Origin of the sequence: uncultured Chloroflexus sp., assembly GCF_937129525.1 — a bacterium.
In the GTDB taxonomy this organism is placed as follows: Bacteria; Chloroflexota; Chloroflexia; order Chloroflexales; family Chloroflexaceae; genus Chloroflexus.
This window is the reverse complement of sequence record NZ_CAKZNK010000128.1, coordinates 1-24,928: the sequence shown is the minus strand read 5'-3', so window position 1 is coordinate 24,928 and position 24,928 is coordinate 1. Positions and strand designations below refer to the sequence as shown.

At 55.9% G+C, this 24,928-nt stretch carries 18 protein-coding genes and 3 tRNA genes; 8 read left to right on the top strand and 13 right to left on the bottom strand.

Annotated elements, in window-relative coordinates; translation table 11 throughout:
• A partial coding sequence (locus Q0650_RS15860; RefSeq protein WP_298820697.1) for a Calx-beta domain-containing protein occupies positions 1–3,499 on the top strand: 3,499 nt, incomplete at its 5' end.
• 229 nt (positions 3,500–3,728) lie between these two features.
• On the opposite strand, the gene ptsP is transcribed toward Q0650_RS15860, so the two are convergent.
• From ptsP to Q0650_RS15810, 10 genes are all read right to left on the bottom strand, one after another.
• A complete protein-coding gene (gene ptsP, locus Q0650_RS15855) occupies positions 3,729–5,381 on the bottom strand; it encodes a phosphoenolpyruvate--protein phosphotransferase (protein WP_298820695.1) in 1,653 nt (550 codons plus the stop codon).
• 14 nt (positions 5,382–5,395) lie between these two features.
• Positions 5,396–5,668: an HPr family phosphocarrier protein gene (locus Q0650_RS15850; RefSeq protein WP_298820693.1), complete on the bottom strand. Its 273-nt coding sequence runs from the start codon at positions 5,666–5,668 to the stop codon at positions 5,396–5,398.
• A gap of 4 nt (positions 5,669–5,672) precedes the next feature.
• A complete protein-coding gene (gene dhaM / locus Q0650_RS15845; RefSeq protein WP_298820691.1) occupies positions 5,673–6,065 on the bottom strand; it encodes a dihydroxyacetone kinase phosphoryl donor subunit DhaM in 393 nt (130 codons plus the stop codon).
• Positions 6,062–6,709, bottom strand: coding sequence for a dihydroxyacetone kinase subunit DhaL (gene dhaL, locus Q0650_RS15840; RefSeq protein ID WP_298820690.1), 648 nt, complete (start codon positions 6,707–6,709; stop codon positions 6,062–6,064). Before dhaL ends, dhaM begins: the two co-directional genes overlap by 4 nt.
• A 261-nt stretch (positions 6,710–6,970) precedes the next feature.
• Positions 6,971–7,060: transfer RNA gene (locus tag Q0650_RS15835), tRNA-Ser, on the bottom strand.
• Between the two features lie 11 nt (positions 7,061–7,071).
• A tRNA-Ser gene (locus Q0650_RS15830) sits at positions 7,072–7,165 on the bottom strand.
• A 23-nt stretch (positions 7,166–7,188) separates the two neighbouring features.
• Positions 7,189–7,264, bottom strand: a tRNA-Trp gene (locus Q0650_RS15825).
• Positions 7,265–7,414: 150 nt separating this feature from the next.
• Positions 7,415–8,767, bottom strand: a complete 1,353-nt coding sequence (gene dnaB / locus Q0650_RS15820) for a replicative DNA helicase (RefSeq protein ID WP_298820688.1) — start codon at positions 8,765–8,767, stop codon at positions 7,415–7,417.
• 103 nt (positions 8,768–8,870) lie between these two features.
• Positions 8,871–9,317: a 50S ribosomal protein L9 gene (gene rplI, locus Q0650_RS15815; protein ID WP_298820701.1), complete on the bottom strand. Its 447-nt coding sequence runs from the start codon at positions 9,315–9,317 to the stop codon at positions 8,871–8,873.
• Between the two features lie 84 nt (positions 9,318–9,401).
• Positions 9,402–11,186, bottom strand: a complete 1,785-nt coding sequence (locus Q0650_RS15810) for a BACON domain-containing protein (protein ID WP_298820686.1) — start codon at positions 11,184–11,186, stop codon at positions 9,402–9,404.
• 229 nt (positions 11,187–11,415) lie between these two features.
• Between Q0650_RS15810 and Q0650_RS15805 the strand changes: the two genes are divergently transcribed.
• The 5 genes from Q0650_RS15805 to Q0650_RS15785 all read left to right on the top strand — a co-directional run bounded on the left by Q0650_RS15805 (position 11,416) and on the right by Q0650_RS15785 (position 18,972).
• A complete protein-coding gene (locus Q0650_RS15805) occupies positions 11,416–12,066 on the top strand; it encodes a sugar transferase (protein ID WP_298820684.1) in 651 nt (216 codons plus the stop codon).
• A gap of 99 nt (positions 12,067–12,165) precedes the next feature.
• Positions 12,166–12,819 (top strand): acetyltransferase, encoded by a 654-nt coding sequence (locus Q0650_RS15800; RefSeq protein ID WP_298820683.1) that lies wholly within the window; start codon positions 12,166–12,168, stop codon positions 12,817–12,819.
• Between the two features lie 250 nt (positions 12,820–13,069).
• Positions 13,070–14,236, top strand: coding sequence for a DegT/DnrJ/EryC1/StrS aminotransferase family protein (locus Q0650_RS15795; protein WP_298820682.1), 1,167 nt, complete (start codon positions 13,070–13,072; stop codon positions 14,234–14,236).
• 180 nt (positions 14,237–14,416) lie between these two features.
• The gene (locus Q0650_RS15790) at positions 14,417–16,369 is read left to right on the top strand and encodes a nucleoside-diphosphate sugar epimerase/dehydratase (protein WP_298820680.1); all 1,953 of its coding nucleotides are present in this window, start codon (positions 14,417–14,419) and stop codon (positions 16,367–16,369) included.
• 326 nt (positions 16,370–16,695) lie between these two features.
• Entirely contained in the window at positions 16,696–18,972 is a 2,277-nt protein-coding gene (locus tag Q0650_RS15785) for an SGNH/GDSL hydrolase family protein (protein ID WP_298820677.1), read from the top strand.
• A 280-nt stretch (positions 18,973–19,252) separates the two neighbouring features.
• Here Q0650_RS15785 and Q0650_RS15780 read toward each other — a convergent pair whose 3' ends face one another.
• The 3 genes from Q0650_RS15780 to Q0650_RS15770 form a co-directional block, all read right to left on the bottom strand.
• A complete protein-coding gene (locus Q0650_RS15780) occupies positions 19,253–20,428 on the bottom strand; it encodes a 2-phospho-L-lactate transferase CofD family protein (protein ID WP_298820674.1) in 1,176 nt (391 codons plus the stop codon).
• Between the two features lie 74 nt (positions 20,429–20,502).
• Complete coding sequence (locus Q0650_RS15775; RefSeq protein WP_298820672.1) at positions 20,503–21,618, bottom strand: phosphoglucomutase; 1,116 nt, start codon at positions 21,616–21,618, stop codon at positions 20,503–20,505.
• Positions 21,615–22,994: a phosphomannomutase/phosphoglucomutase gene (locus Q0650_RS15770; protein WP_298820670.1), complete on the bottom strand. Its 1,380-nt coding sequence runs from the start codon at positions 22,992–22,994 to the stop codon at positions 21,615–21,617. Before Q0650_RS15770 ends, Q0650_RS15775 begins: the two co-directional genes overlap by 4 nt.
• 336 nt (positions 22,995–23,330) lie before the next feature.
• Between Q0650_RS15770 and Q0650_RS15765 the strand changes: the two genes are divergently transcribed.
• The gene (locus Q0650_RS15765) at positions 23,331–24,656 is read left to right on the top strand and encodes a lipopolysaccharide biosynthesis protein (RefSeq protein ID WP_298820666.1); all 1,326 of its coding nucleotides are present in this window, start codon (positions 23,331–23,333) and stop codon (positions 24,654–24,656) included.
• A 132-nt stretch (positions 24,657–24,788) separates the two neighbouring features.
• The coding region (locus Q0650_RS15760) for a glycosyltransferase family 2 protein (protein ID WP_367280830.1) at positions 24,789–24,928 on the top strand (140 nt) is incomplete at its 3' end.

The following is a 24,928-nucleotide window of genomic DNA, read 5'->3' as shown; positions in this document are numbered from 1 at the left end:
AATCGACGAGACAATTACCGGCCTGAGCTACGAGGTGACCCTGTTACATGTCTTTAGCGGTGGCGACCCGGTCTACAACACACAGCCATCAGCGCCGTTCGTCGTCACCGTAAACGAGAATGACAACGCCGGCCTTGCCTTCACGCCTGCCACGCTGACAATAGCCGAGGGCGGGCCGGCAGCAACCTACACCATCGCGCTGACCAGCCAGCCCACCGCGAATGTCATCGTAACGATTGACGGGCAAGGTCAGGTCACTCTTAACGGACAACCCACCCTGACCCTCACCTTCACGCCCACGACCTGGAATGTCTCACAGACTATTGCGGTACAGGCAATCGATGATCTAATCGACGAGGCACCGATTGGAACCAGCTATGACGTAGTGCTGTTGCACGCCTTTAGCGGTGGCGACCCGGTCTACGCCGCATTGCCATCAGCCCCATTCACTATTACCATCCTGGAAAATGACAATGCCGGCTTCAACTTTACCCCAACCTCGTTAACAATGATTGAAGGCGTGTCTGCCAGCTACAACCTTACCCTTGCCAGCGCGCCGACTGATGATGTTGTGGTAACGATTGATGGGCAGGGATTCCTGCTCGTTAACGGCAATGCAACCGCCACGCTGACCTTCACGCCGGGCAACTGGAACGTCGCCCAAACCGTGACTCTGCTCGAACCCGACATCGATCAGATTGCGCAATTGGCGCGCGCGCGGCTGGTATTGCACTCCGCCTCCAGCAGCGATCCGGTCTATGATAGCTTGAGCGGGATTGGATTGCCGGTTACGGTGAATGATAATGATATTCCGGGTATTATTCCCAGTGAAATTGAACTAACTGTTACTGAAGGAGGCATTGCCAGCTATACGATTGAATTGAATACGCAGCCAACCGAGAATGTTACGGTCACTATCGATGGCCAGGGAGTAGCGCTGATTAATGGCGTTCCTGTAGCCAATATCATCTTTACGCCTACAAATTGGAATACGCCTCAACTCGTTACGATCTTTGTGCCCGATGACAATATTGCTGAAGCCAATCAGACCATCTTTATCCCGCAAACCGCCAGCAGCGCCGATCCATTTTACGACGGACTGGCCGGGCCATCGATAGAATTGACCATTCTCGATAACGATCCGCCTGGCTTTATCATCACTACCCCATTCGGGCCACTGGTTGTTACCGAAAGTGGTGATAGCGTTACGTTACAAATTCGCCTGGCCAGTCAACCAACCGCGCCGGTGCAATTGAGCGTTTCGGTGAGTGATCCTTCTGAAGGGAGTGTGACACCCAATACGATCATCTTTGATAACACAAACTGGAATCTTGATACTACCTTGATCGTTAGTGGAGTTAATGACACTCTTGAAGATGGACATCAGCCATTCGTGGTGCAATTCGCGCCTGCAATCAGCGCCGATCCGTTCTACGATGGTCTCATTCCGTCCAGCCTGAACTTCACCAATCGCGATAATGAGCCGGTACGAATCAGGATCAATGATGTGACTCGGCTCGAAGGCAATAGTGGCGTCGCCAACGCGAACTTTGTTGTCCAGCTCAATCGCATTTCGGATCGCGACATCTTGATCGATTACACTACCACAGACGGCACAGCCATCACTGGACTCGATTACAACGCAATTACCGGCACTTTAACCATTCCAGCCGGGCAAATACTGGTTTCGTTACCGGTAGGCATTATCGGCGAGACCCTATCGGAAGATGATGAATTCTTTACCGTCAATCTGAGTAATCCGAGGGCAACAATGCCTGGAATGCCGGGCCTGCCGGCCAGTGATGAGACAGTTGTGTTAACTGATGGGCTAGGCACAGGAATCATTCGCAACGACGATCCACCAGCGCTGCGTTTCGCTGCCAGCAATATCTTCGCGAATGAGAGCGTAGGGGTCGCGACCGTGACAGTCACGCTCAGCCAGGTTACAACCAGCACTGTAACCGTCAATTACGCTACCATACCCGGCGGCACTGCCCAGGCCGGCGATGGTTCAAGCACGCTGCACGATTATGAGCCGGTCAGTGGTCTGCTCAGCTTCGCGCCGGGAGTCGTCAGCCAGACTTTCACCATTCCACTGTGGAACAATAGCGCCGCCGACGCGCCATTCGAGACGGTTTTGGTTGCGCTAGACAATCCTATCGGCGCAAATCTGGGTGAACCGGCGACCGCAACCGTAACGATCATCGATAGCAACCCAACGCTCTTGACCCAAAACCCAACTGCTTTGCAAACTGCCGGCCCTAACTATAATGACTACGGCTGGAATTTCTACAATTCTAGCGAAGGGGCTTCGGTGATACGGATCGATGTGCCGTGCGGCGTCAGCGGCGGACTGGTCGTCGAACTGCTTAGTCCATCGATCAACCCGACTACCAACCCACGCGACGTAATCCGCGGTAGCGCTGAGACAGCAACTTTCGCCCTCTACCGCATGCCGACAGGCTGGCAGGCCGGTGACGGTTATCCACCTTCAACAGGCACGCTGGTTACCAGCGCGACTTACGCGCCCAATACCGGCGATGCCACAACCTGGGTGAGTCTACCGGGCATCAGCGGACCAACGCCCTGTGGAATCTACCTGCTCCTGTCCAGCGTGCCTGACAATGACACCAACGGCTGGGCCGCGCGCAGCGGTTGGGCCGGGAGCGGCTCGCCGACGGTCGATCTCGATGGCATTCCCGGCACTGGCGACGAGATTGTGCAAGGGATTTTGCGGCAAAGCCTGCGTCACCCGCCGGGAACGCCAGTCTGCACGACGTTTTACCAGTATGTAGCGCCGGGGCAAAGCAGTGTCGCTTTCCACAACTTTGACCTTGAAGGAGAGAATCCCAGTCGAGCATGGGTGCGCTACTACCCGCCCGGCTCACTCTACGATCCTACCGGTCAGAGTGGAGGCATTGCTGGTACGGCTTCATTTGATGGTCAGTGGAACAACGGTACCGCCACAACCCGCGGTGGCGACGTGATTGCAAATCCGACGCCAGGGTGGTGGCAAATTGTGACCTGCACGAGTAGCTTCGTCGATGAAAACCATTTCGCGCAAGAGGGACAGACGGGCGTGCCGATCTATCTCACTCCGCCGCCAGCGCCGGAACTGACGCTGCAAGCAACGCCGTCAGCAACAACCATTCCTGCTGGCAGCGCATTTAATCTCACTATTGACTACACTAATCAAGCCGGTGGGCCGACCGCTGGCGCAGCGCGTGATCTGCAACTCACAATCACATTATCTGAGGGGATCGGTTTCGTCGCAGGCGCATGCGCCAGCGCGCCTGGCGCATGTAGCGTCACCGGGCAGGTGATGACGATCGATCTCGGACTGTTGGCAGCAGGGGTTGGGAACACCTTCACAATACCGCTGGTTGCCGGCTCATCGCCGGTTGGCGCAGCGCCAATTGCAATTCAGGCAACTGCCGTTGATCAGATCGGCAATCCGTATGTCTGGGCAGAATATGCTATCATTCGAGTAACACCGTAATCCGGTGCTGACACAGCCACCATCAAGGGCGGGTACACATGGAACCAGCCCAAAATCACTATCCGCAGCCAAGGCGATCACCGGAGCGGGAATATTCTCTGTTCCACCCACTTGCAGGGAAAAACGAAACGCACAGATCGCGTATCACATTCGCATCCAGGGCTATCATCCGTCGCAGACACGCATCATGCGCCAATGCATGCAGCGGGAAATCCTCACGCAGCGTATCTCATCTACCCAATGCGCGCGCCGCAGCCTCCTGCGCCTCAGCCCAGGTTATCTGCGCCAATCGTTCTTTGACGGCAGGGATCAGGGCTGGCGACATACTCAGCTCGTTCAAACCCAATCCAACAAGCGCTGGCGCAGCCGCCGGATCGCCACCAAGCTCACCGCAGATGCCGATGGGAATACCGGCCTGTTGGGCAGCGCGAACCGCCAGATCCATCATTCGCCACACCGCCGGATCGCTGGCCTGATAACGCGCTGCCAATGCCGGATGCCCCCGATCAACGGCCAGCGTATATTGAGCCAGATCATTGCTGCCGATACTGAAAAAAGCCGCTTCTCGAGCCAGTTGATCGGCCATCACTGCGGCTGCCGGTGTCTCGATCATCACCCCTAGCGGCGGATCAGGACGGTGGTCAATCCCGGCTGACGCCAGCTCCTGAGCTGCCTGACGCAGTTGCTCGCGAGCCCAGACCAGATCGGCAAGAGTGGCAACCATTGGCAACATGATCCAGATGTCACCATGAGCCGCAGCGCGTAGCAGGGCGCGGAGTTGTGTCTGCAATAGATCGGGACGTTGCATACATACCCGCAACCCACGCACACCGAGAAACGGATTGGCCTCAGGAACCAGAGGCAAGTAGGGCAACGGCTTATCGCCACCAATATCGAGGGTACGGATGACAATCGGACAATCCGGCAACTCAGCAATCACCGCCCGATAAGCAGCGTATTGCTCTTCCTCATCAGGTGGCGCATCGCGGTCAAGGAAGAGAAACTCGGTGCGAAACAATCCGATCCCCTCGGCGCCATGCTCACGGGCGAGGCGCGCTTCAGCCGGTCGGCCAATATTGGCCCACAACGCCACCGGGCGACCATCACGCAACCGACCTGGTTGATCACGCAGGGCAGCCTGGCGATGTCTCGCCGCATGCAAAGTGGCCATCCGTTCTTGCGCTACCTGAACATCAGCATCGTCGGGATCAATCAACACTGTCGCCGCATCACCATCGATCAATAGCAAGCTACCATCTGACACATGCAAAATCGACTCGCCCAACCCAACCACAGCAGGAACACCGCGGGCCCGCGCCAGAATGATGGTATGTCCGGTTGGACCGCCGCCAGCGGTAGCAAACCCGGCCACATGATTCGGCAAATCTACCGTCTCGGCGGGAGTGAGGTCATCGGCGAGCACAATTGCGCCGGGGGGAATAGGGGCAGGAGAGGAGTCGCCAGCCAATACGCGGAGCAGTTCAACGCCAACCGCAGCCATATCGGCAGCGCGTTCACGCAGATATGGATCGTCAAGATCGGCCAGGACGGCCTGCATCTGCGCCACCACCGTCTGGATAGCGGCGGTCAGCGATTGCCCTTCCAGCACCAGCGCAGTGACGCCATCGGTCAACGTATCATCCTCGACCAGGAGCGCCTGGGCATCGAACAGATCGGCCTCGCGTAAACCGGCAGCTCGTTGCCGTTCAGCCAGCGCGCGCAACCGAGCCGCAGCCTGGTGTTGCGCCTTGCGGAAGCGAGCCAGCGTCATTTCGGTCGTTTCACCGGGAGGATCGACCGTGACTGCGGCGCGACGCCAGTGGAAGGCCGGGCCGAGCGCCAATCCGGCGGCGCCTCCAGCTCCCTGTAATACCTTGCTCATAAACCTCTTAACCGCTACTCACCAAAATTTTCCTCAACCAGTCGGGTAAGTGCAGCGATCACCTCGGCCTCATCTTCGCCACTGGCGCGCAACCGGATCTGATGCCCCTGGCGCACGCCGATCTGCAACAGATTAAAAGCCGTTACCGGAACCTCTTTCGTCTGTGGTCGGCTAAGATTCTGAATTGTGACGACGCTCTTATAGGATCGCACCGTTTCCACAAAGAGCTTAGCCGGACGAGCATGCAAACCAACCGGATTATTGACAGTCAAGACAACTTCGGTCATAGGCCTACTCATACACCTTAATCAATTCGCGCGCCTGCAAAGCAGCGGCAGCGACCAGCTCTAACGTCGCCCCGACATTAGTTGCCTCAACCGCTGCCAGATACGCGCCCTCGACCAGTGGCGCATTACTGATTTGCACGGGTGGGCCGGTAAACTGCTCTAGCGCGGTCTCAACACTCAGCACTGCACTCCCCAGATCGACTAGCGCCAAAATCCCATCGACAGAACGTAACTGCTCAAGACCGTTTAGAATACGTTCCACACTTGTGCCCAATGCCCCATCATCGACGCCACCGGCAGCAACAATTGGGACCTGACCACCGCTAATCTGACCAACAAATTCTTGCACTCCCTCGGCGAGACGCGCGCTATGCGAGACGATCAACAGCCCGATCATGCCACCTCCTCACTACGGCTACACGTCATCGCCAACGCCCGCAGGATATACGCCGTCGAAGTCGCTCCAGGATCCTGATGACCAATACTGCGCTCACCGAGATACGAAGCCCGTCCTTTCATAGCCAGCATCGGGATCGTAGCCAGCGCCCCGTCTTGGGCCGCTGCCGCCGCAACTTGCAAAGCGTGATCCAACGGTTGACCGGCGGCGAGCGCAGCGCGCAAAGCATCGATAGCCGGCGCCAGTGCATCAACCATCGTTTTTTCGCCACGTTGGGCTTTGCCGCGAGCGACAATTCCATCTAAAGCCGCTTCCAGTGCCAGCGCAACATCCTCAGCGCCAAGCTCATGACGATCAGCCAGCGCCATCCCTGCGCGCACGAAGGCAGTGCCGTACAATGGCCCTGACGCCCCTCCCACGGTGGAGACAATCGTCATTCCGGTCGTTTTCAATACCGTACCGATATCCTTATCAGCAACGGCAGGTAGCCGAGCGAGAACTGCTGCCAGACCGCGATCCAGATTAGCGCCGTGATCGGCGTCGCCGATGGCAGCGTCAAGTGCCGTTAGCTCATCGCGGTGAGCATGAATCAGTTTCGCCGCTACGGACAGAAAATGCGTGACATGTTCTACCGTGATTGGCATCGTTGCCTCGCTCAGATTATCGTTAATGCGGATTGTTTGACAAGCCGCGCATTGCGGTTCCGTTGCCAATACAGACCAGAACTAAGCTGGCGCCGGTTGATGAAATGCGCGGCGATGGCTCGGCAAACAGATTGCCTTTTTATGCTAGAGCATGGCGCCGGTTGAATCAAGCGCCCACGCCAGGGCCTATCGCCCATTTTTGTTGCAATTCTGCAACATCGCTGAATAGTTATCGCCCGCAGTATCACCTGCGGGCGATGCTGGCGGGGAGGGAGGGATTCGAACCCTCGAGGGGGTTGCCCCCCTAGCGGTTTAGCAAACCGCCGCACTAGGCCACTATGCGACCTCCCCATAACAATAACTGGAGGGGGCGGTGGGATTCGAACCCACGGGACGCATTGCTACGTCCTTCGGTTTTCAAGACCGACGCAATCAACCGGACTCTGCCACGCCCCCGCTTGGCTGGCCGGCATAAAAAATGGCAGGCGGGACAGGACTTGAACCTGCAACCGGTGGATTTGGAGGCCACTGCTCTGCCAATTGAGCTACCCGCCTTCGCGCCTTATATCCTACCATATCCGGTCGATTTTGGCAAGAGCGTCAAGCGTCGCATCAGCCCGTTTTGCGCTCCGATTGCTATCGCAATGCCCAGTGATCGGATAGATAGCCGGGCCCAATCCCGACAGACAACCTGCGTCACCTTGCTTAGAAACCTTCTGGCGCGTGGTAGCGTTCGAGATTCTGGAAACGAGTGGTACGCGGTTCAAAGCGCAGCGGAATCACGCCAAGCGGACCGTTACGGTGCTTGGCAATATGGATCTCGGCAATTCCCTTTTTGTCAGTCTCTTTGTCGTACAGCTCTTCACGATAGATAAACATCACAATGTCGGCATCCTGCTCGATTGAACCCGACTCGCGCAGGTCGCTGAGCATTGGCACGTGGCTCTGGCGACCTTCCACCGCGCGCGAGAGCTGTGAGAGGGCAATGACCGGCACGTTTAGCTCGCGCGCCAGCGCCTTAAGGCCACGACTGATGTCACTGACTTCCTGGACTCGATTGTCGGTGCGCCGACCCGACATCAGTTGCAAGTAGTCGATCATCACCAACGTAATCCCAACTTCGCTATGTAAACGGCGAGCGCGGGCGCGCACATCGGTGATACTCAGGCCAGGGGTGTCTTCAATGTAGATAGGCAACTCAGAGAGGACTCCCAACCCCTCAATCGCCACGCTCAGTTCTTCACCGCGCAGATTACCGGTACGCAGTCGCTGCATGTCGATACCGGTATGCATCGCCAGCAGGCGCTGCACTAACTGCTCACGGCTCATTTCAAGGCTAAAGATGGCGACCGTGCCACTGGCGTGAAAAGCGACATTGTAGGCCAGCGAAAGGGCAAGCGACGTTTTCCCAACGCTGGGTCGGGCAGCCAGAATAATCAGATCGCTCGGCTGTAAACCACCGGTCAATTGATCGAGATCGTGGTAACCGGTCGGAACACCGATTACCTCACCGCGCCGCTCTTGCATCGATTCGATCTGTGCGAAGAGGGTGTTGACGACGCGACCGATATGAACAAAATCCTGGTTATTGCGCCGTTGCGAAACGGCAAACAGTTCAGCTTCAGCGCGGTCAAGGGTCTCTTCCAGATCGCTCGCCTCATCGTAACCCATAGCGGCAATTCGGCCACCGGCTTCGATCAGGCGGCGCAACAGCGCGGTGCGTTCGACAATGCGAGCATAGTACTCGATGTGAACGGCAGTGGGCACCTCGGTCACCAACTCACTCAACATCGTGAGGCCGCCGATCAGATCGAGTTGCCCGCGCCGACGCAGTTCGGCGGCAACGGTGGCAAGATCTGCCGGTTCGCGCCGGTTATAACACGCCAGCATCGCTTCGTAGATCAGGGCGTGTTTTTCGAGATAGAAGTACTCTGAGGGAAGCCAGCCGGCAACAGCGATAATCGCGTCGCGTTCGAGCAAGATCGAGCCGAGCGTGGCTCGTTCGGCCTGCAAATCGAAGGGAATGCTGCGTTCGATCCGATCTTCCCGCTTTTCCACCGTTCTTCCCCCATTGCCCACCGGTTATCCACATTATCGGTATAAAACGCCAATGTGCCGCGAATTGCGGCACATTGGCAAACAATTTAGCTTGTGAGGGCAGTTATTCGCCGGTCACCACAACCTTAAGTTTAGCCGAAACTCCGCTGGCCAGCTCGACCGGAACCTCATACTCCCCAGTGCGCTTAATGGGATCCTCGAGCGCAATCTTGCGCCGATCGATCTCAACGCCAGCCACTTCGTGGAGTTTCGCGGCAATATCGGCGTTCGTGACAGAGCCGTACAAGCGATCCTGCTCACCAACCTTGACTACGAAGGTTAAGGTCAGATCGGCCAGTCTGGCAGCCAGCATCTCGGCTTCTTTCCGCGCTGCCTCAGCCTTGCGTCGCTGCGCAGCCAGCCGTTCCTCGGCCTGCTTGATCTGGCTTTGGGTCGCCAGGACGGCAAAACCCTTCGGAATCAGATAGTTACGGCCAAAACCGCCGCTCACATCTTTGATTTCGCCCGCCTTGCCCAGATGCTCAACATCTTTGACGAGCAATACTTTCATTTTCTTTGCGCTCACAGCGCTCTCCTTTTCGTATGCCGGTTATCAAGCAACGGCCTTTATCTTACCATAACCCGACGCGGATCGTCAACGCGCGATGAGCGGCATGTGGATCCGGTAAAGCGTTGTGACAAGGCGCAACGTGATAGTGATGCTTTGCGCACCGGCGCTGCCAGCGTCAACGACAATGCTGGTGGTATGATCACCTGGCCCCAATCCGTTCGGATCGACCCGGTAACGCAACCGGCTGGTATGACCGCTACCACTACTGGTTTCCAGCGTCAACCAGCTTGCGCCGCCGCTCGCGCTCCAGTTCATGTTGCCGGAACCGAGATTCTGCACAGTTATGCCATAGGTAGCAGCAGGGTCGGCGGGCGAGGCCAGTATGGTTACATTGCCCGGCGTTACCGCGAGTTGCGGCGGGGTGTCCTGACGCAGATAGACCGGAGCGCCGCTGAAGGGAATTTGAGCCTGACTGACCAGATTGGTGGCCAGAACGGTGCCATCGCGACTGATCAGTTGCGCCGAGCGACCTGATTCAAGAGGCAGTGAAAGATTTTCAGGATTGCCGGTTGTCCAGAACATATCAACCAGCGCGCCGGTAGAAGTCTGGAACCGCAGATGGTAGCGCGCAGCCGGAATCAGGGCATTGTTCTGATGAACGTAGCTGTGCAATGGGCCGAACCCAACAAAGGTTGCCTCATCGAGCAGATGTGCCAGCGTGGCGTAGGCATTGGCCGCCAGCTTGCGGGCATAGCTCTGATTGCGATTGCGCAGCAATGCGGCATTACCCCACAGATCACCTGCCGGGCTATCAAATTTGTCTTCTAATTGGAACCAATTGATATGTTTCACACCAAGCGCCAGCGCAATGCCATAGCTGCGCGCGAGATAGCTGGCCTGCTCTTGTTCATTTTTGCAAACGGGTGAAGTCAGGTTACATGTTGACCAACCCAGCTCGCTGATCCAGATTGGCACTGCTGACCCTCTCCTGGCATCTAACCAGCTCCGGGCATTAATGATCCGGCCCCAGAGTGACACCAGGCCGAACAGGCCCGCTCGATCAGGTGCCGTATCAGGCATATACGGATGGATGGCGAGGGCATCAAAGCTGGTTTGTGCAGCCGGCACGGCAGTGAACGCCGCGCCAAGAAATTCAAGCCCATCACGATTGCCACCGGTGCGGGTACCGCCGTCGAAGATGTAGACGCCACCGGTAGCAACGATAGCCGTTGGATCGGCAGCTTTCGCGGCGGCGTAGCCGGCAGCCAGCAACGCGCCATATTCGCTCGCTTCACCCGGCCAGGTTGCCCAGTTGTTTGGCTCATTCCAGATTTGCCAGACTGACACCCGCGGTGAACCAGGCGCATCGCTATTGCCATCACCATCGTAACGCTCGACTGCTGCCGCCACAAAATCGGCAAAATCTTGCGGATTAGCTGGAGGACACCAATAGTTGACCGATCCACCGTTGCGCGTGATTCGACTGCCGCAATCACCGACCCGTGCCCATGCTGGCGTGGTCAACAGCATGCCGATAATGCCAAAACCGGCCTGCGCAGCCTGAAGCAATGCTGCGTCCATCAAATTCCAGGTGAAGCTATCCTGACCAGGCTCGAGGTTAGCCCAACTGATCTCTTCGCGCACCCATGCGGCTCCGAGTTCGCGCGTGGCGTTGATCAACGCAGCCAGATCATCGTTGCGATTCTGCGGCAAGCGTTCTAACCCGCTAAAGTAGGTATTCATGCCAAAAGCGGTAAGGCGAGTCGGTTGCTCAGGAGCAGCCCTGCTGGCCGGCGGAAAAGGTATGCTGGAAATGAGCAGAACAGCGATCAAGCCAATGATAGACAGCGAAGAAGCTTGTCGGCGCATAACAAAGATTCCTCAATTTGCCACCGCGCGATGAAAACGGGAAGGACCTGGTAAAGCCACCGGCCTCGATCTGATCACACTGGTTACTCACCTGACTGATAAGACGTTGAAACAATTCTTCGTAATTATAACAGAGTGTCACCTCCCTTCACCTTCCATTCATTGAACTGACATCTCACCTTGATACGATGATGGCGTCTCACCGGATAACGCGAACAGGGAGCCGCCTATGTACCGTCGCTACGGGAAACGTCTGCTTGATCTGGCCATAGTTATTCCAGCACTGATAACGCTGGCGCCGCTGATGGCAATTATCGCCCTGTTAATACGGATCAAACTGGGTCCGGGCGTAATCTTTCGCCAGCGCCGGCCTGGATTGCACGGTCGTCCATTTATGATGCTCAAGTTTCGCACGATGACCGATGCCCGTGACGCGCAGGGCCGGCTCTTGCCCGATGAACAGCGCCTCACGCCGTTCGGACGCTTCCTCCGCAGCACCAGTCTCGATGAGCTACCCGAACTTTTTTGCGTGTTGCGTGGCGACATGAGTCTGGTTGGGCCGCGACCGTTGCTTATGCAATACCTCGACCGCTATACGCCAGAACAGCGACGGCGACATGAGGTTTTGCCAGGAATTACCGGTCTGGCGCAGATCAATGGTCGCAATGCCATTTCGTGGGAAGCAAAGTTTGCCTATGACGTGCAATACGTTAATCAACTCTCGTTCTGGCTCGATTTAAAGATACTGGCGATCACCATCTGGAAAGTGATCAGGCGAGAGGGAATCAGCCAACCCGGACACGCTACCGCCGAAGAGTTTCGTGGCTCACCGTTACAACCACCGCTACCTAAACCACCACCAGCGGTGAGCAGTGATTAAATGCTCTTGCCAGAATTGATTGAACGACGCAAATCTTTTCATCGGTGTAGGCCGGGAAGTAACGGAAATTGGTCTTAACCGGGTGGAAATGTCAGGTCTATGACTCAACGCATTCTCATCATTGGCGCCGGTGGTCACGGTCAGGTTGTCGCTGACATTCTCTTGCAGGCTGCCGCGAAAGGCGCCGATCATCAACCTATCGGCTATCTCGACGACAACCCCCGTCATCACGGCCAGCTTGCGCAGGGATTGCCGGTATTAGGGCCAATTGCAGCGCTGAGCGCAATTCCGCACGATAGGATAGTGATTGCAATCGGTGACAACCGGCTGCGGGCACGCCTTTTCGCCACCCTGAAAGCGCAAGGAGAACGCTTTGCCTGCGCTATTCATCCCTCTGCAATCATCGCTCCAGATACTATCATCGGCCCTGGCACCATGATTTGCGCGGGAGCAATTGTCAATCCTGGCAGTGTTATCGGCGCAAATGTGATTCTCAACACCGGTTGCACGGTCGATCATCACAATCAGATCGGCGATCACGTTCATATTGCGCCTGGCGTCCACACCGGTGGCGAGGTGATCATCGGTGCTGGCGCACTCATCGGCATTGGCGCAATTGTGATGCCCCGGCGCCGCGTCGGCGAGTGGAGTACCGTTGGCGCCGGCGCGCTGGTACAGCGAGACGTTGAGGCCGAAACGGTGGTTATTGGCGTGCCAGCCCAGGTCTTGCAAGCGCGAGCGGTGGGGGAATAAGTGCGAGTTACTGCGCGGCAACAACACGATGAATTCGTGGCTGCGAATGGCAAACCGACCATTTCTACCATTCCTGCGCGATGTCTTACCTCTTTATGATCGCGCACCATTAATCAGATGGTATACAAATCATCGGTTCGTGAACCAGGCTGATGAACCAGATAGCCGTCAACTCGCCGCGCGCCGAACGGTATTTTCAGATCCCGCTCTCTCTGATATGTGCGGCGCGCCTGATCCAAGGAGGTTTTTTGTGCCAATTCCAATGTCTTCACCCGACATTACCGAGGCTGAAATTGCCGCAGTACATCAAGTGTTGCAAACCAACCAGCTCAGCATTGGGCCGCAAATTGTCGCTTTTGAACAAGCAATGGCACGCTACATCGGCACGCCACACGCGGTTGGGGTCAATTCCGGCACAAGCGGTTTGCATCTTTGCTGTATCGCTACCGGCGCCCGTGATGGAGATCTGGTTATTACCACGCCATTTTCTTTCATCGCTTCGGCTAACAGCATTCTCTACGAACGGGCAATTCCGATCTTTGTCGATGTTGATCCGGTGACCGGCAATATTGATCCGAATCTTGTTGCCGAAGCCGTGACCGATCTGATGCGCGGTGGCGCGGCAGCAACGCGGTGGTTGCCCCGTCACCATGGCTCCATCGGCACCCTCAAGGCCATTATGCCGGTACACGCTTTTGGCCAACCTGCCGATATGGATCCGATCAACGCTGTTGCCGCCGAATATGGCTTGTGGGTGATCGAAGATGCTTGCGAAGCGATTGGCGCCACATATAAAGGGCGGAAGGCCGGGACGCTAGGCGATGCCGCTGTCTTTGCTTTCTATCCCAACAAACAGATGACGACCGGCGAAGGGGGAATGATCGTCACTCACCACGACGACTGGGCCGCGCTTTTCCGTTCTTTGCGCAATCAGGGTCGAGACGTGTTTGATGCATGGCTCAACCACACGCGCCTCGGGTACAACTACCGACTCGACGAACTCAGTGCCGCGCTCGGGGTGACCCAACTGCAACGAATCGAGGAACTGATCGCGCGACGCGCGCAGGTAGCGGCGTGGTATCACGAACAACTGGCCGATCTCGAACTGATCGAACGGCCACAGCTCAGGCCGTACACTACTCATATGAGCTGGTTTGTATATGTCGTTCGCATTCTGCCACCTGCCGACCGTAACAAGGTTATGCAACGACTGGCCACTGCCGGCATTCCCAGCCGCCCCTACTTTACGCCGATCCACTTACAACCTTTCTACCGGGAGCGGTTTGGTTACGAACGGGGTGATTTTCCAGTGACCGAACAACTCGGCGATCGTTCGCTGGCGTTGCCATTCTCCAGCGTCATGCGGGAAGAACAGGTGGCTGAGGTTGTGCATCATCTACGAGCGGCATTGCGCTAATCAGCAAATGGCCAGCTTTCTAACAAGATGTTCATCACTTTGCCCGAAACACCACATCGATTGTTCACCTGAGGCCAATAGCATAAGGATGTCATCAAGTATGAGCAGCGTCGTTCTGGCCCGCGTCTCCCTCAAACACGCTGTGTCTACACAAGGCAGCGATTAGGAAAGGAGCCTGGCTTGAAGCTCGCTCTCCCGTATCATTTCCGCAATCGTTATTTCTTCCTGCTCGATGCCGTGTTGTTACCATTGGCTGCATATCTCAGCTTTTGGGTGCGACTCGACGCTGCCCCCACCGGCGCAGCTCTGGCCGGATGGGGAGTCCTGGCCCTGATTACCACACCAGTTCATCTCATCATTTTCCAGCGTCTGGGGATCTATTCGCGCTATTGGCGTCATGCCTCTATTGACGAACTGCTCTTGTTGATAGCTTCCATCTCGCTGGCAATAATCATTAGCATTCCGGTCGTCTTTATCGTTGCCAATCTCACACCGCTCGTGCTCTTACCCCGTTCAGTGCCTGTCATCTTCTTTCTGCTTGGGCTAACAGTCACTATCGGGCCACGCCTGCTCTCGCGCTGGCGCTGGCATCGTGAAGTGCTGCTGCGCAAGCGCAGAGGAGAGCTAAATGGAAAAATGCAACGGGTGCTGATTATGGGCGCCGGTTCGGCTGGCACTATGATTGCGCGCGAGATGCGCGATAACCCGCAATTGGGGATGGTTGCCGTCGGCTTTCTGGATGATGATCCGCTTAAACACGGTATGCACATCTACGGAGTACCGGTGCTGGGGAATCGATACGATATACCACGACTGGTTCGCGAACATCGAGCACACTATGTGATTATTGCCATGCCATCGGCTGCCGGTAAAGACATTCGCAGTATTGTCGAACTTTGTGACTGCACCGGGGTGAAGACCAAGATCATGCCCGGTCTATATGAAATGCTCGATGGCAAAGTCAGCGTCAATCAGTTGCGCAACGTACAGATCGAAGACCTGCTACGCCGACCGCCAGTGCAAACTGATATTGCTGCTGTCCATGATTTACTGGCCGGCAAACGAGTAATGGTCACTGGAGGTGGCGGTTCGATCGGTTCAGAGCTTTGCCGTCAAATCCTGCGCGCCGGCCCGGCAGAATTGATCATTCTCGGTCACGGCGAAAATTCGGTCTTCTCTATCGAGCAAGAACTGCGCCGGACAGCGCCGACCTCAATCAGGATTAGCGCCGTCATTGCCGACATCCGCTTCGCTGAGCGAGTCATGCACGTCTTCGAGCAGTACCAGCCCGAGATCATCTTTCACGCCGCCGCTCACAAGCACGTGCCGCTAATGGAGCTACACCCTGTAGAGGCGGTAACCAACAACATCATCGGCACCCGCAACCTGCTGAGCGCAGCGATCCAGTTTGGGGTAAGCCATTTCGTGATGATTTCGAGCGATAAGGCGGTCAATCCGACCAGCGTGATGGGGGCGACCAAGCGCGTAGCTGAGATGCTGGTGCATGAAGCGGCGCGCCAGAGCGGACAATCCTTCGTGGCGGTTCGATTTGGCAATGTGCTCGGTTCGCGCGGCTCGGTGGTGCTGACCTTCAAGCAGCAGATCGCTAATGGCGGCCCGGTAACGGTCACTCATCCCGAGATGCGCCGCTTCTTCATGACTATCCCCGAAGCAGTGCAGTTAACGCTACAGGCAGCGGTGATCGGCAAAGGTGGCGAGGTGTTCGTGCTCGATATGGGAGAACCCATTCGAATTGTCGATTTGGCCCGCGATATGATCGAGCTTTCTGGTTTGCAGGTGGGGCGCGACATCGATATTGTGTTTACCGGTCTTCGCCCTGGTGAAAAACTGTATGAAGAGTTGTTCGTCGAGGGAGAGACATACGAACGCACAACCCATAGTAAGATCTTTATCGCCCGCAATGCCGCGCAGTTAGTGCCACGCGCCATCGCCGACCAGATTCGGATCCTCGAACTCGCTAGCTTGAATAACGATACGCCTTTACTGCTACAAACACTTCATCGCCTGGTGCCGACCTTCAGGCAACCTTCGACAACGCCGATGATCGAGCCTAAACCGCGTGAAAAAGCTGTTGGCGAACCGCTGTGGAAACGGTATCTGGCCAGCGATTGACCGATGCGTTGTCAGGGATTGGTAACGGCGATGAACAAAGCTGATCCGTCTCAGTTATCAACCATCTCGGTTGCTGTTGCGCAGAGATGGAAAAACCAGAGGCTGCCGATCATTCCTGCCATCTACATAGGGCTACATTGTAAGATGGGTCATTACAGCACTACACAACGAGTATGAACACCTGGCATCGCCTGCTATTGTTGACAATAGTAATCATATTCGGCACAGCCATTGGCTTGCGCAACAATCATCCACTCGCAACAGCCCAATCGCCAGCCAGCGGCTTGCGAGCGCGAATGATCACGAACGATCGGATAGAGATAACCATGCCCGGTCGATTCGCGCTAGTCTTTACGTCTAATGGGCTGAGCGAGTGGCGCGACTTGCGCCGTGATCCCAAAGGCAGCAGAAATCTGGTGGCAGAATCGGCATCGCTGGTTGTTGCCCGCAACATCGCCGGCAACCCTCTCTTGGCGTCGCCAGAATTAATGCATACTTCGCCGCTACGCGCCCTGGTTCGCTACACCGTCAACGATGTTTCAATTACCTACGAAGTCTGGGCCGGTGGTCATATCGCCATCAACCTTGCCGGCGCACCGACAACGCTGACCGGCCCCCATCTCGCGCCTGACCCTGGCGCTGGCGCAGCGTTGCAGCCGGTGATCATCACGCCAGCTATGCAACAATGGCTGCTCTACCTTGATGCATGGACGGTGGATGAATTATCGACGACGAAATCCCAACCGGCGCTCGCCGGTATCGCTACGGCAAGTGAAGCAGGACTGACGGCGACCGGCGTTACTGTCATCCCACCAGACGGCATTGTTCGCTACCCGCGCCTGCGGATCAGCAATTGGACTGGTGGCATGCCAACAGTTCGGCGCGCTGGAGTAACGCTGGCGGAGGGGAGCGATTATCTGGCTGAATACGATGATACAAGCGGTGAGTTACTGATCCAGTACATGCATCTGCTTCCACCTGGCCCAGCCGAGACGCGCGCGTTTACCATTCAGCCGGCTCAAACCGAACCGGTATTGACGTTATCCATCCTTGATGCTAATGATACGCCGCGCCCGCTTGATCCTGTCACGGGTATGCTGATTGTTGACGCCGACCTGCCGGCAGGCTCAACACCCGCGCCAGGCCCGTTGACCACAAAAGATGTCTTTCAGATCCCCTACATTCAGACTGAACCAACCCTACGCTTGCAGGCGACCATTACCGATCCACCAGAAGGCTTCAACGGAATTCGCTTTAGCGTGAGCGGTCCCGGTTTTGCTCAGACTATTGATGACACCGACGACACCAATGGCTTCCGCGTCACGATCACTCTACCCAGACGGGCCGAGTATAGCGTGACAGCTACGATTCTGGTCGATGGCACTCCGGGAACGCTCAGCCGCACCATCGATCCGGTTGGGTACGGACGGATATTTGTCAGCATTGGCGACTCGATTACCGCCGGGAAGTGGGCTTTTTACCGTTTGCCGCCGGGATCGTCACTTAGTGGTGCCAGCGACGGCTATCCATTTACTATGCCACCGGCGCCTGACAGCGGTTACCCACGCAGCACCGATGGCCGCAATTATCCGCAATCGGATAATACGCAGGCCGATAGCGCTGGCTATCAAAATATCTACTATGCCGGTTATCAAATTGAGTTAAATGACCGTTTGACAACGTGTCTGAACAGTCCAGTCTTTATCCTCAATGATGGTTTCAGTGGCATTCGCACAGCGCGCGATCTGTATGGCAACACTACCGGTTCAGACCGGACCGGCACTAGCGGCTATTTAAATGTGCTGGGGAAGGCGGCAATCTATCGCCAGCACATTACCGATCTTGGCGCCGGGCATGTGCTGCTGCAAGTTGGCACAAATGACGCTACAGCAGTGTCAACAACCAATCCTTACAACAACTTGATGCCGGCCAGCGTATACAAAGAGGATTTGCGTGCAGTCATTACCGCTCTACGCCAGGATCGACCCGATCTTGCGCTGTGGGTAGCCCGTTTACCGTGGCGCAACGATGGCACGGCAACCCAGGCAGCGACACGTCGCGCGACGACCCTGGCATTTAACGAGAGTATCGTCGAGCTGATCGATGAGCTTGATGACAACGCACCGATCCGACAAGGCCCCGACTTTTACAGCCATTTTGCTATCAATCAAAGCCAGATCATTACAATCAATCCCAGCAACGGCAATGCCGACAATATTCACCCCAATGCTGCTGGTTTCAGCGCAATGGCCGAATTGTGGGCGAATGTGCTCTGTGCCGATCTTCCTCGCGAACCCGATCCCTCGCCAACACCTACCAGCACCATCTATATTCCAACAGTTATTGCCCCTTCTCCAACCACAACCAGTCTGAGCGCGATAACTACCAGCGCAACCGTTCCCGCCAGCCCTGCGGCCACTGACACCGCCACGCCAACCGTTCCCGCCAGCCCTGCGGCCACTGACACCGCCACGCCAACCGTTCCCACCAGCCCTGTTGCCACCGCCACCGCCACACCAACACCTGCAACTGCGCCAACAGCGAGCAGTGTGCCGGTACAAGCAACGGTAGCGCCGATACATATTCCGCTTATACAGCGGTGAACAACGCTTGAGCAAGGAATACAAGGACGGAAAGAGGCGCTACATCAAGTCGCAGTCAGCGCAACGATCACGAGGTATCGCAATCTCGCACCACTCACAACTGTAACCAACAAGCCGACTGTGACCTGTATTGTCCCTGCACAGAATCACAAGCGCAAAATGATGAGCGTGTACGGAAGAAACGGCGAAGACCGCAGCCAACCCAACACTGTGGCGGTGGCGCGCGCTCGATAGTGGCGTAGCATTCTGCGTAGCCCGTCTCGACGCCAGAAAGGTGACCTCAAACCCGGCGCAGCAACTCAAGGAGGGCAGCAGCCAGTTTCTGCCCATCGTGGCGCAACACGCGCACTGCCCGACTCTGCTGAGGATTGTCGAGAGAGGTCGTATACTGAATCACCGCAGCAGCCAGATCGGCTTCAATCACCATGCTACCTTCAATGATCACTCCTCTTCGGCCATGGGTATCGCCGGGCAGCGTCGTCAGCTCTTCGTAGTCGCCTGGATCAAGATACACTGGCGTCTGATTGGCAGCAGCATAGATGCGAGTCGTTTCTGGATCAATCCGCTGAGCATTGACCAACACATAATCGGGTGTAATACCGGCATAGTCTTTAATAGCGCGAATGTGGTCGGCGACACGAAAGCCGGTCGTGCGACCGGGTTCGGTCATGAGATTACAGATAAAGATCTTCTTCGCAGTGCTATGCTGCACCGCCTCAGCAAACTCGGTCAGCAGGAAGTTGGGCAAGATACTCTCAAACAGACTTCCCGGACCCAGCACGATCGCATCAGCGTCACGCAGGGCTTCAACTGCGACTCTGGTCAGTGGCGGCAGATCGGTCTGATTCAAGTGGAGTCGTTGCACGCGCCGTGGAGCCAGTTCAGTCTGCAAGTGGATATGCCGGACATCGATCAGTGTGCCGTCATCAAGCTCAGCTATCACTTCAAGCGGCATTGGTGTCGGAGCGGCATAATAGACGTTGGGCTGATTGAGCAAACCGGATGCGCGATAGTAATATTCAACCGGATCAGTGATCGGCACAATACAGGTCATCCGATCTACCTGATCGCTCAAAGCCGACAACACCAGCATACCGGCCCCACCTGAGATGACAACAATGCGACGCGGACGTTGCGCCTGATCATAGCCAAGCACCAGTTCTTGATCGGCGAGCAATTGACTGGGCCGTGGAATAACGACTACACCACTGAGTTGCCAGATACCGCCAGCCAGCACAAGCAAACCGACTGTCATCAGTAGAACACCGCGCCACAAGCGCGGCAGAAATTGCAAGGTAAGCCACCAGACCACCTCGGGTAAACCTTCGATTGTGCGATAGGCGTGAATGAACAGATAGGCTACACCGAGCGACAGCAATACCACACCGACGAAGGTCAGCGAGAGCGAAGGGATCAAGTGACGGAGAGCGCTCAGGCGGTTGAGAATGTGTTTCATGCGGTATCTACTCGCTGCAAGCTAGTGCCGTGATCCAGGCGAACGCTGAACGATTGCACATAATTGCGGCTCTGTCACGAGACACCAAACTGAGACCGCAGCGCTGCGCAGAGGGCACGGAGACCACCATTGCTACGCGCTACTGCTTCACACATCAGCAGGCCGGCCAGCAACCCATCTGGACAGGCACTCCAACGACTGAGCAACACCTCGCCGGTAGCCGTCATCGCAACCACCGGCTGCCGTTCACTGTACAAGCCATTTTGCAAGATCTCCAGGCGGTGACCGGTTGCCTCTTGCCAGGCCGTCAGATATTTTGGCAGCACTTGCAGTGGACTGTGCGCAGCCGGCGAGGGCACAATCACCAATCCACGCTGTCGGTGATGGGCAGCGAGATAGCCAGCCAATAACAAGCCGGTCTCGAACGGATCGAGCACCTCGCCGGCAGGATCAACCACGGCCAGCGCAGTGCCATCGCCGGAAATAGCCAGGCCGAGATGAGAGTCACTTTCGCGCACCAGCTTGCGCAACCGGTTGAGACTGGCAGCGAACGGTTGTGGCGCGCCACGCGCAAAGAGCGGATCGGGATCGCGATTGATTTCGATTGCCCGAGTTTGGCCACCTTCGCCGAGCAACGCCGACACCATACCGGCAGTCGTGCCGGCCATCACGTCAACGAAGAAGGTCATCGGCAAACGACGGATCGTTTCGAGATCGAGTACATTGCGCAGCGCTTCAAGATAGGGAGTACGCAGATCAACCGTTGACTCGGGCAACGTAGTTGGCGGAAAGATCACTGGTGGTAGGGGATCAGGCGAGGGATCGAGACTCAACCCACTCTTCTCATCGCCAATGAGGATCAATCCGCCGATGTAGTATGGTTGATTGCGCGCCGAGACATACAGCGCACAACCGGCCTGCTTGCGATCAAGCGCGTGATGAATGGCAGGCAACGGCGCCGGCGCATCAGCTAGCAAGACCGACACCCCTTGCGCTGTCAAATCCTGAGCCAGTGTCTGAGCGAAGAGATTAGCTAAAAAGCGAGTATCGAAAGCGATCAGACAACGAATTTGCTGAGCGGCTAACGCAGCGCCAACAGTCGCTGTCCGGCGGCGGAGCTGGTCAAGAGTAAGTTCAGCCGTGTAAGCTGCCTCCCACGCCTGTAGCAAAGGGCGTCGATACACGCTCATACCTTTGTGCGAAACTCCTCAACGACGCTCAGCATCTCGTCGCGAATGGCGTAGACGCGATCCCATGTCTGGGCCTCAAAGCGAGTGGTAATGGCCGGCTCGGTATTTGAAGCCCGCACCAATCCCCAACCATCGCCAAAATCAACCCGCACTCCATCAATGTCGATCAATGGATACTTGCCGGTAAATTGATCGCGAAGGTATGCGATCAGCGCAAACTTACGATCTTCAGGGAAGGGGATGCGCCCTTCATCGATTGAGGGCAGCATCGGATATGGAGCGAGCGCTTCGCGCAGCGTTTGTCCTAATTCACCCAAGGCATGCAACAGGACAGCACCAGCGAAAGCGCCGTCATCGAAATAGCGGCCAGGAAAAGGAAAAATCGTATGGCCGCTCAATTCGCCGCCCAGCACGGCATCAACTTCGCGCATCTTAGCCGACAAGCTGGTGTAACCGGTTTTCCACATCACCGGCTCGCCACCCAGATCACGAATAGCCTGGGGCAAGACAGCGCTACACTTGACATCGAACACAACCGGGCCTTTGCGCCGGGCCAGAAAAGTCTTGGCCAGCGCGATCAGATAACGGTCGGCAAAGACCACTTCACCAGTTTCATCCACAACGCCAAGACGATCACCATCGCCATCGAGACCGATGCCGAGATCAGCGCGATGTTCTCGCACTGCTGCCTGCAGATCACGCAGATTCTCCACTTTGAGAGGATCGGGATGATGATTGGGAAAGGTACCATCCGGCTCGATAAAGAGTGGGATCACTTCAATACCCAGCGCTTCGTACATTGCCACTGCCAGTGGCCCGGCCACACCATTGCCCCCATCGAGCACGACACGGGGGCGTCGGTTGCCGAAATCCAGCCAGCGCCGGGCCGACTCGATGTAAGCCGGCCCAATATCGACGGTTTCACAGCTACCCTGACCCTGAACAAACTGACCGCTGGCCGCCAGCCTTCCCACCTCCTGAATAGCCTCTGACGGTAACGGCTCAGAACCAAACTGCGGTTCGGAGCGGCGCAGTTTAAGCCCGTTAAATTCAGGCGGATTATGACTGGCCGACACAATAGCGCCAGCATCAGCATTGAGTGCCTCGACGGCAAAATACATCACTGGCGTTGCCACCATACCGATATCGAACACATGCATACCGGTAGCGCGCAAGCCTTCTATCAGGGCTGCCTGGAAACGAGGTGAACTCAACCGCGCATCGCGCGCAACCACAATTCGCTGACGCCCCTCGGCGCGGAACAGCGTACCGACGGCGCGCCCTAATCGCTCGTAGATACCCTCATCAAGATCAACTTCGACGATGCCACGAATGTCGTAGGCGCGAAAAATCGTTGGATTAAGAGATACACCCATGTATGCCTCAAATGAGTGGGTAACGTTCGCTGCGAACATCGCAATGCGTTATCAGGTTGGTTCGATCCTAGCCGAAAGCATGGTATCCGTCAAGATGTATTTCAAAGCGAAACGGTTCGATTCCGGTGCATAGGTTTCAGCGATCGCGAAACGAATTCCCGATATCTTTATAGTGCGTAAGCACGATACCAACTGTATTAGCGAAACACCGGCTTCAGACCAACAAGAAAAACCCAACAACCATGACCGAAACGATGTCGCGCGGAACATATTGACGGATAGAACGATAATCTGCTACAATCTGCGCTGTCAACGAGAAGGCTAAAGGACAAATTGATGAACGTGGCAAAAGAAGAAGAGATCGACCTGAAACCGTATCTTCTCGCTCTTCTACGCCGTTGGTGGATTATCGTCGGCGTCGCGATAGGGTCAGCGCTCATCGCAGGTGTGTCAGCGGTACCTCGCACACCCACTGTTTTTGCCAGCGCATCACTGTTAATCATACCGGCAAATACCCAGATCACATTAGACTCCCGCTTTACCAGCAGAGACTCCTTGCTCTTCACCACTACAACTAACCAGCGCGAAGCCCTGTTGGCCTTAGCCCGCGATGTAACACTCGAGCAACGAGTAGCAGAGGCGCTGGGCAGAGAGTATCGCGCAAATGAACTGCTCAGCAAACTCACCTTCACAACCGATGGTGATCTGCTGCGGATCACTGCCAGGGCTGAAACGAACGATGAAGCTCAACAATTAGTAACCGTATGGGCACAAGAATATGCCCGAATGGTTAACGAAACATATACCCGTGATACCACTTCGTTTGAGATGGTGCAGCAGCAACTGACTAATGCCCTCCAGCGTTACTATGCAGCACAAGCAGCATTAGAATCTTTTATTGCTCAGGGCCAGATTACCGAAGCAGATCAAGATGTTCGGCGCTTGAACGACCTGATTAACAGTTCTCGAACCGCAGGAACAGATCTGTTCAGAGATTATCTGCTGCGCAGCAATGACCTGGAACAAATTCTGCGCGACGCTCGCCTGTTGCGTGAACGGCTAGACAACCAACCGGAAGACGAAGTTAACATTGCTGACGCCTTAGCGGCATTGCTCTTGCGCATTCGTAATTTAAGCGATCAAGACAGTAACCGCCCAATCTTGCAACTTGACAGTTCGCTTGCCAACAGTGTTAGCGTAACAGTAGCAGACCTTGACCGCCTGATTGACGCGCTTGAAGCCGAGCAAAGCGCAGTGCGCAGCGAAGCGGCACGATTGAGCGAGTTACCACTTGAAGAGTTAAGCCCTGAGGCAACAAAACAACTGTATCAGCGACTAGCCGATGCACAGGCACGACTCGAACAATTAAATGGTCGTCAGCGTGACCTGGTCCGAAACCGCGATGTAGCCTTCGATCTGGTGAATGTTTTAATGCGGCGAGTGGAAGAGTTGAGACTCTCAGACGCTGCTCCTCAGGTTTCGGTGCGTTATCTCGGCACTGTTAGTCTCCCTCAGGCAGTTATTAGTCGTCAGGTGATAACTCAGGTCGCTCTTGCAGCTCTGGCTGGAGTGGTATCTGCCGCAGCCATCATTGTGCTACTCGAAGCAATAACGATATCTCGTCGCAGCGCAGCCACCCAACCAAAACCAACTGGTGATTGATCACATACCTGAATAGTATGAAGTGGAGATAATACTTTATATCTCACCTGGATAGCCATCTATTCCAATCATTGATCACACATAGATCCCAGGCAAAAAGCCCCATTCTGAGCATGCAAACAGAAAACAACCGTGAATCGTCCATTACTTTCAGTGATCATACCTTGTTACAACGAGGCGAAAACCCTGCCTGATATCCTTGCTCAAGTCGAGACAGTTAACCTCGATAAAGAAATTATCATCGTTGATGATCATTCAACTGATGAAACGCC

Bases quoted from the DNA above. Each gene is read 5' to 3' on its own strand.
- ptsP (WP_298820695.1), bottom strand. From the start codon at position 5,381: ATGAGCAAGGTATTACAGGGAGCTGGAGGCGCCGCCGGATTGGCGCTC.
- Q0650_RS15850 (WP_298820693.1), bottom strand. From the start codon at position 5,668: ATGACCGAAGTTGTCTTGACTGTCAATAATCCGGTTGGTTTGCATGCT.
- dhaM (WP_298820691.1), bottom strand. From the start codon at position 6,065: ATGATCGGGCTGTTGATCGTCTCGCATAGCGCGCGTCTCGCCGAGGGA.
- dhaL (WP_298820690.1), bottom strand. From the start codon at position 6,709: ATGCCAATCACGGTAGAACATGTCACGCATTTTCTGTCCGTAGCGGCG.
- rplI (WP_298820701.1), bottom strand. From the start codon at position 9,317: ATGAAAGTATTGCTCGTCAAAGATGTTGAGCATCTGGGCAAGGCGGGC.
- Q0650_RS15810 (WP_298820686.1), bottom strand. From the start codon at position 11,186: ATGCGCCGACAAGCTTCTTCGCTGTCTATCATTGGCTTGATCGCTGTT.
- Q0650_RS15805 (WP_298820684.1), top strand. From the start codon at position 11,416: ATGTACCGTCGCTACGGGAAACGTCTGCTTGATCTGGCCATAGTTATT.
- Q0650_RS15800 (WP_298820683.1), top strand. From the start codon at position 12,166: ATGACTCAACGCATTCTCATCATTGGCGCCGGTGGTCACGGTCAGGTT.
- Q0650_RS15785 (WP_298820677.1), top strand. From the start codon at position 16,696: ATGCCCGGTCGATTCGCGCTAGTCTTTACGTCTAATGGGCTGAGCGAG.
- Q0650_RS15780 (WP_298820674.1), bottom strand. From the start codon at position 20,428: ATGAAACACATTCTCAACCGCCTGAGCGCTCTCCGTCACTTGATCCCT.
- Q0650_RS15775 (WP_298820672.1), bottom strand. From the start codon at position 21,618: ATGAGCGTGTATCGACGCCCTTTGCTACAGGCGTGGGAGGCAGCTTAC.
- Q0650_RS15770 (WP_298820670.1), bottom strand. From the start codon at position 22,994: ATGGGTGTATCTCTTAATCCAACGATTTTTCGCGCCTACGACATTCGT.
- Q0650_RS15765 (WP_298820666.1), top strand. From the start codon at position 23,331: ATGAACGTGGCAAAAGAAGAAGAGATCGACCTGAAACCGTATCTTCTC.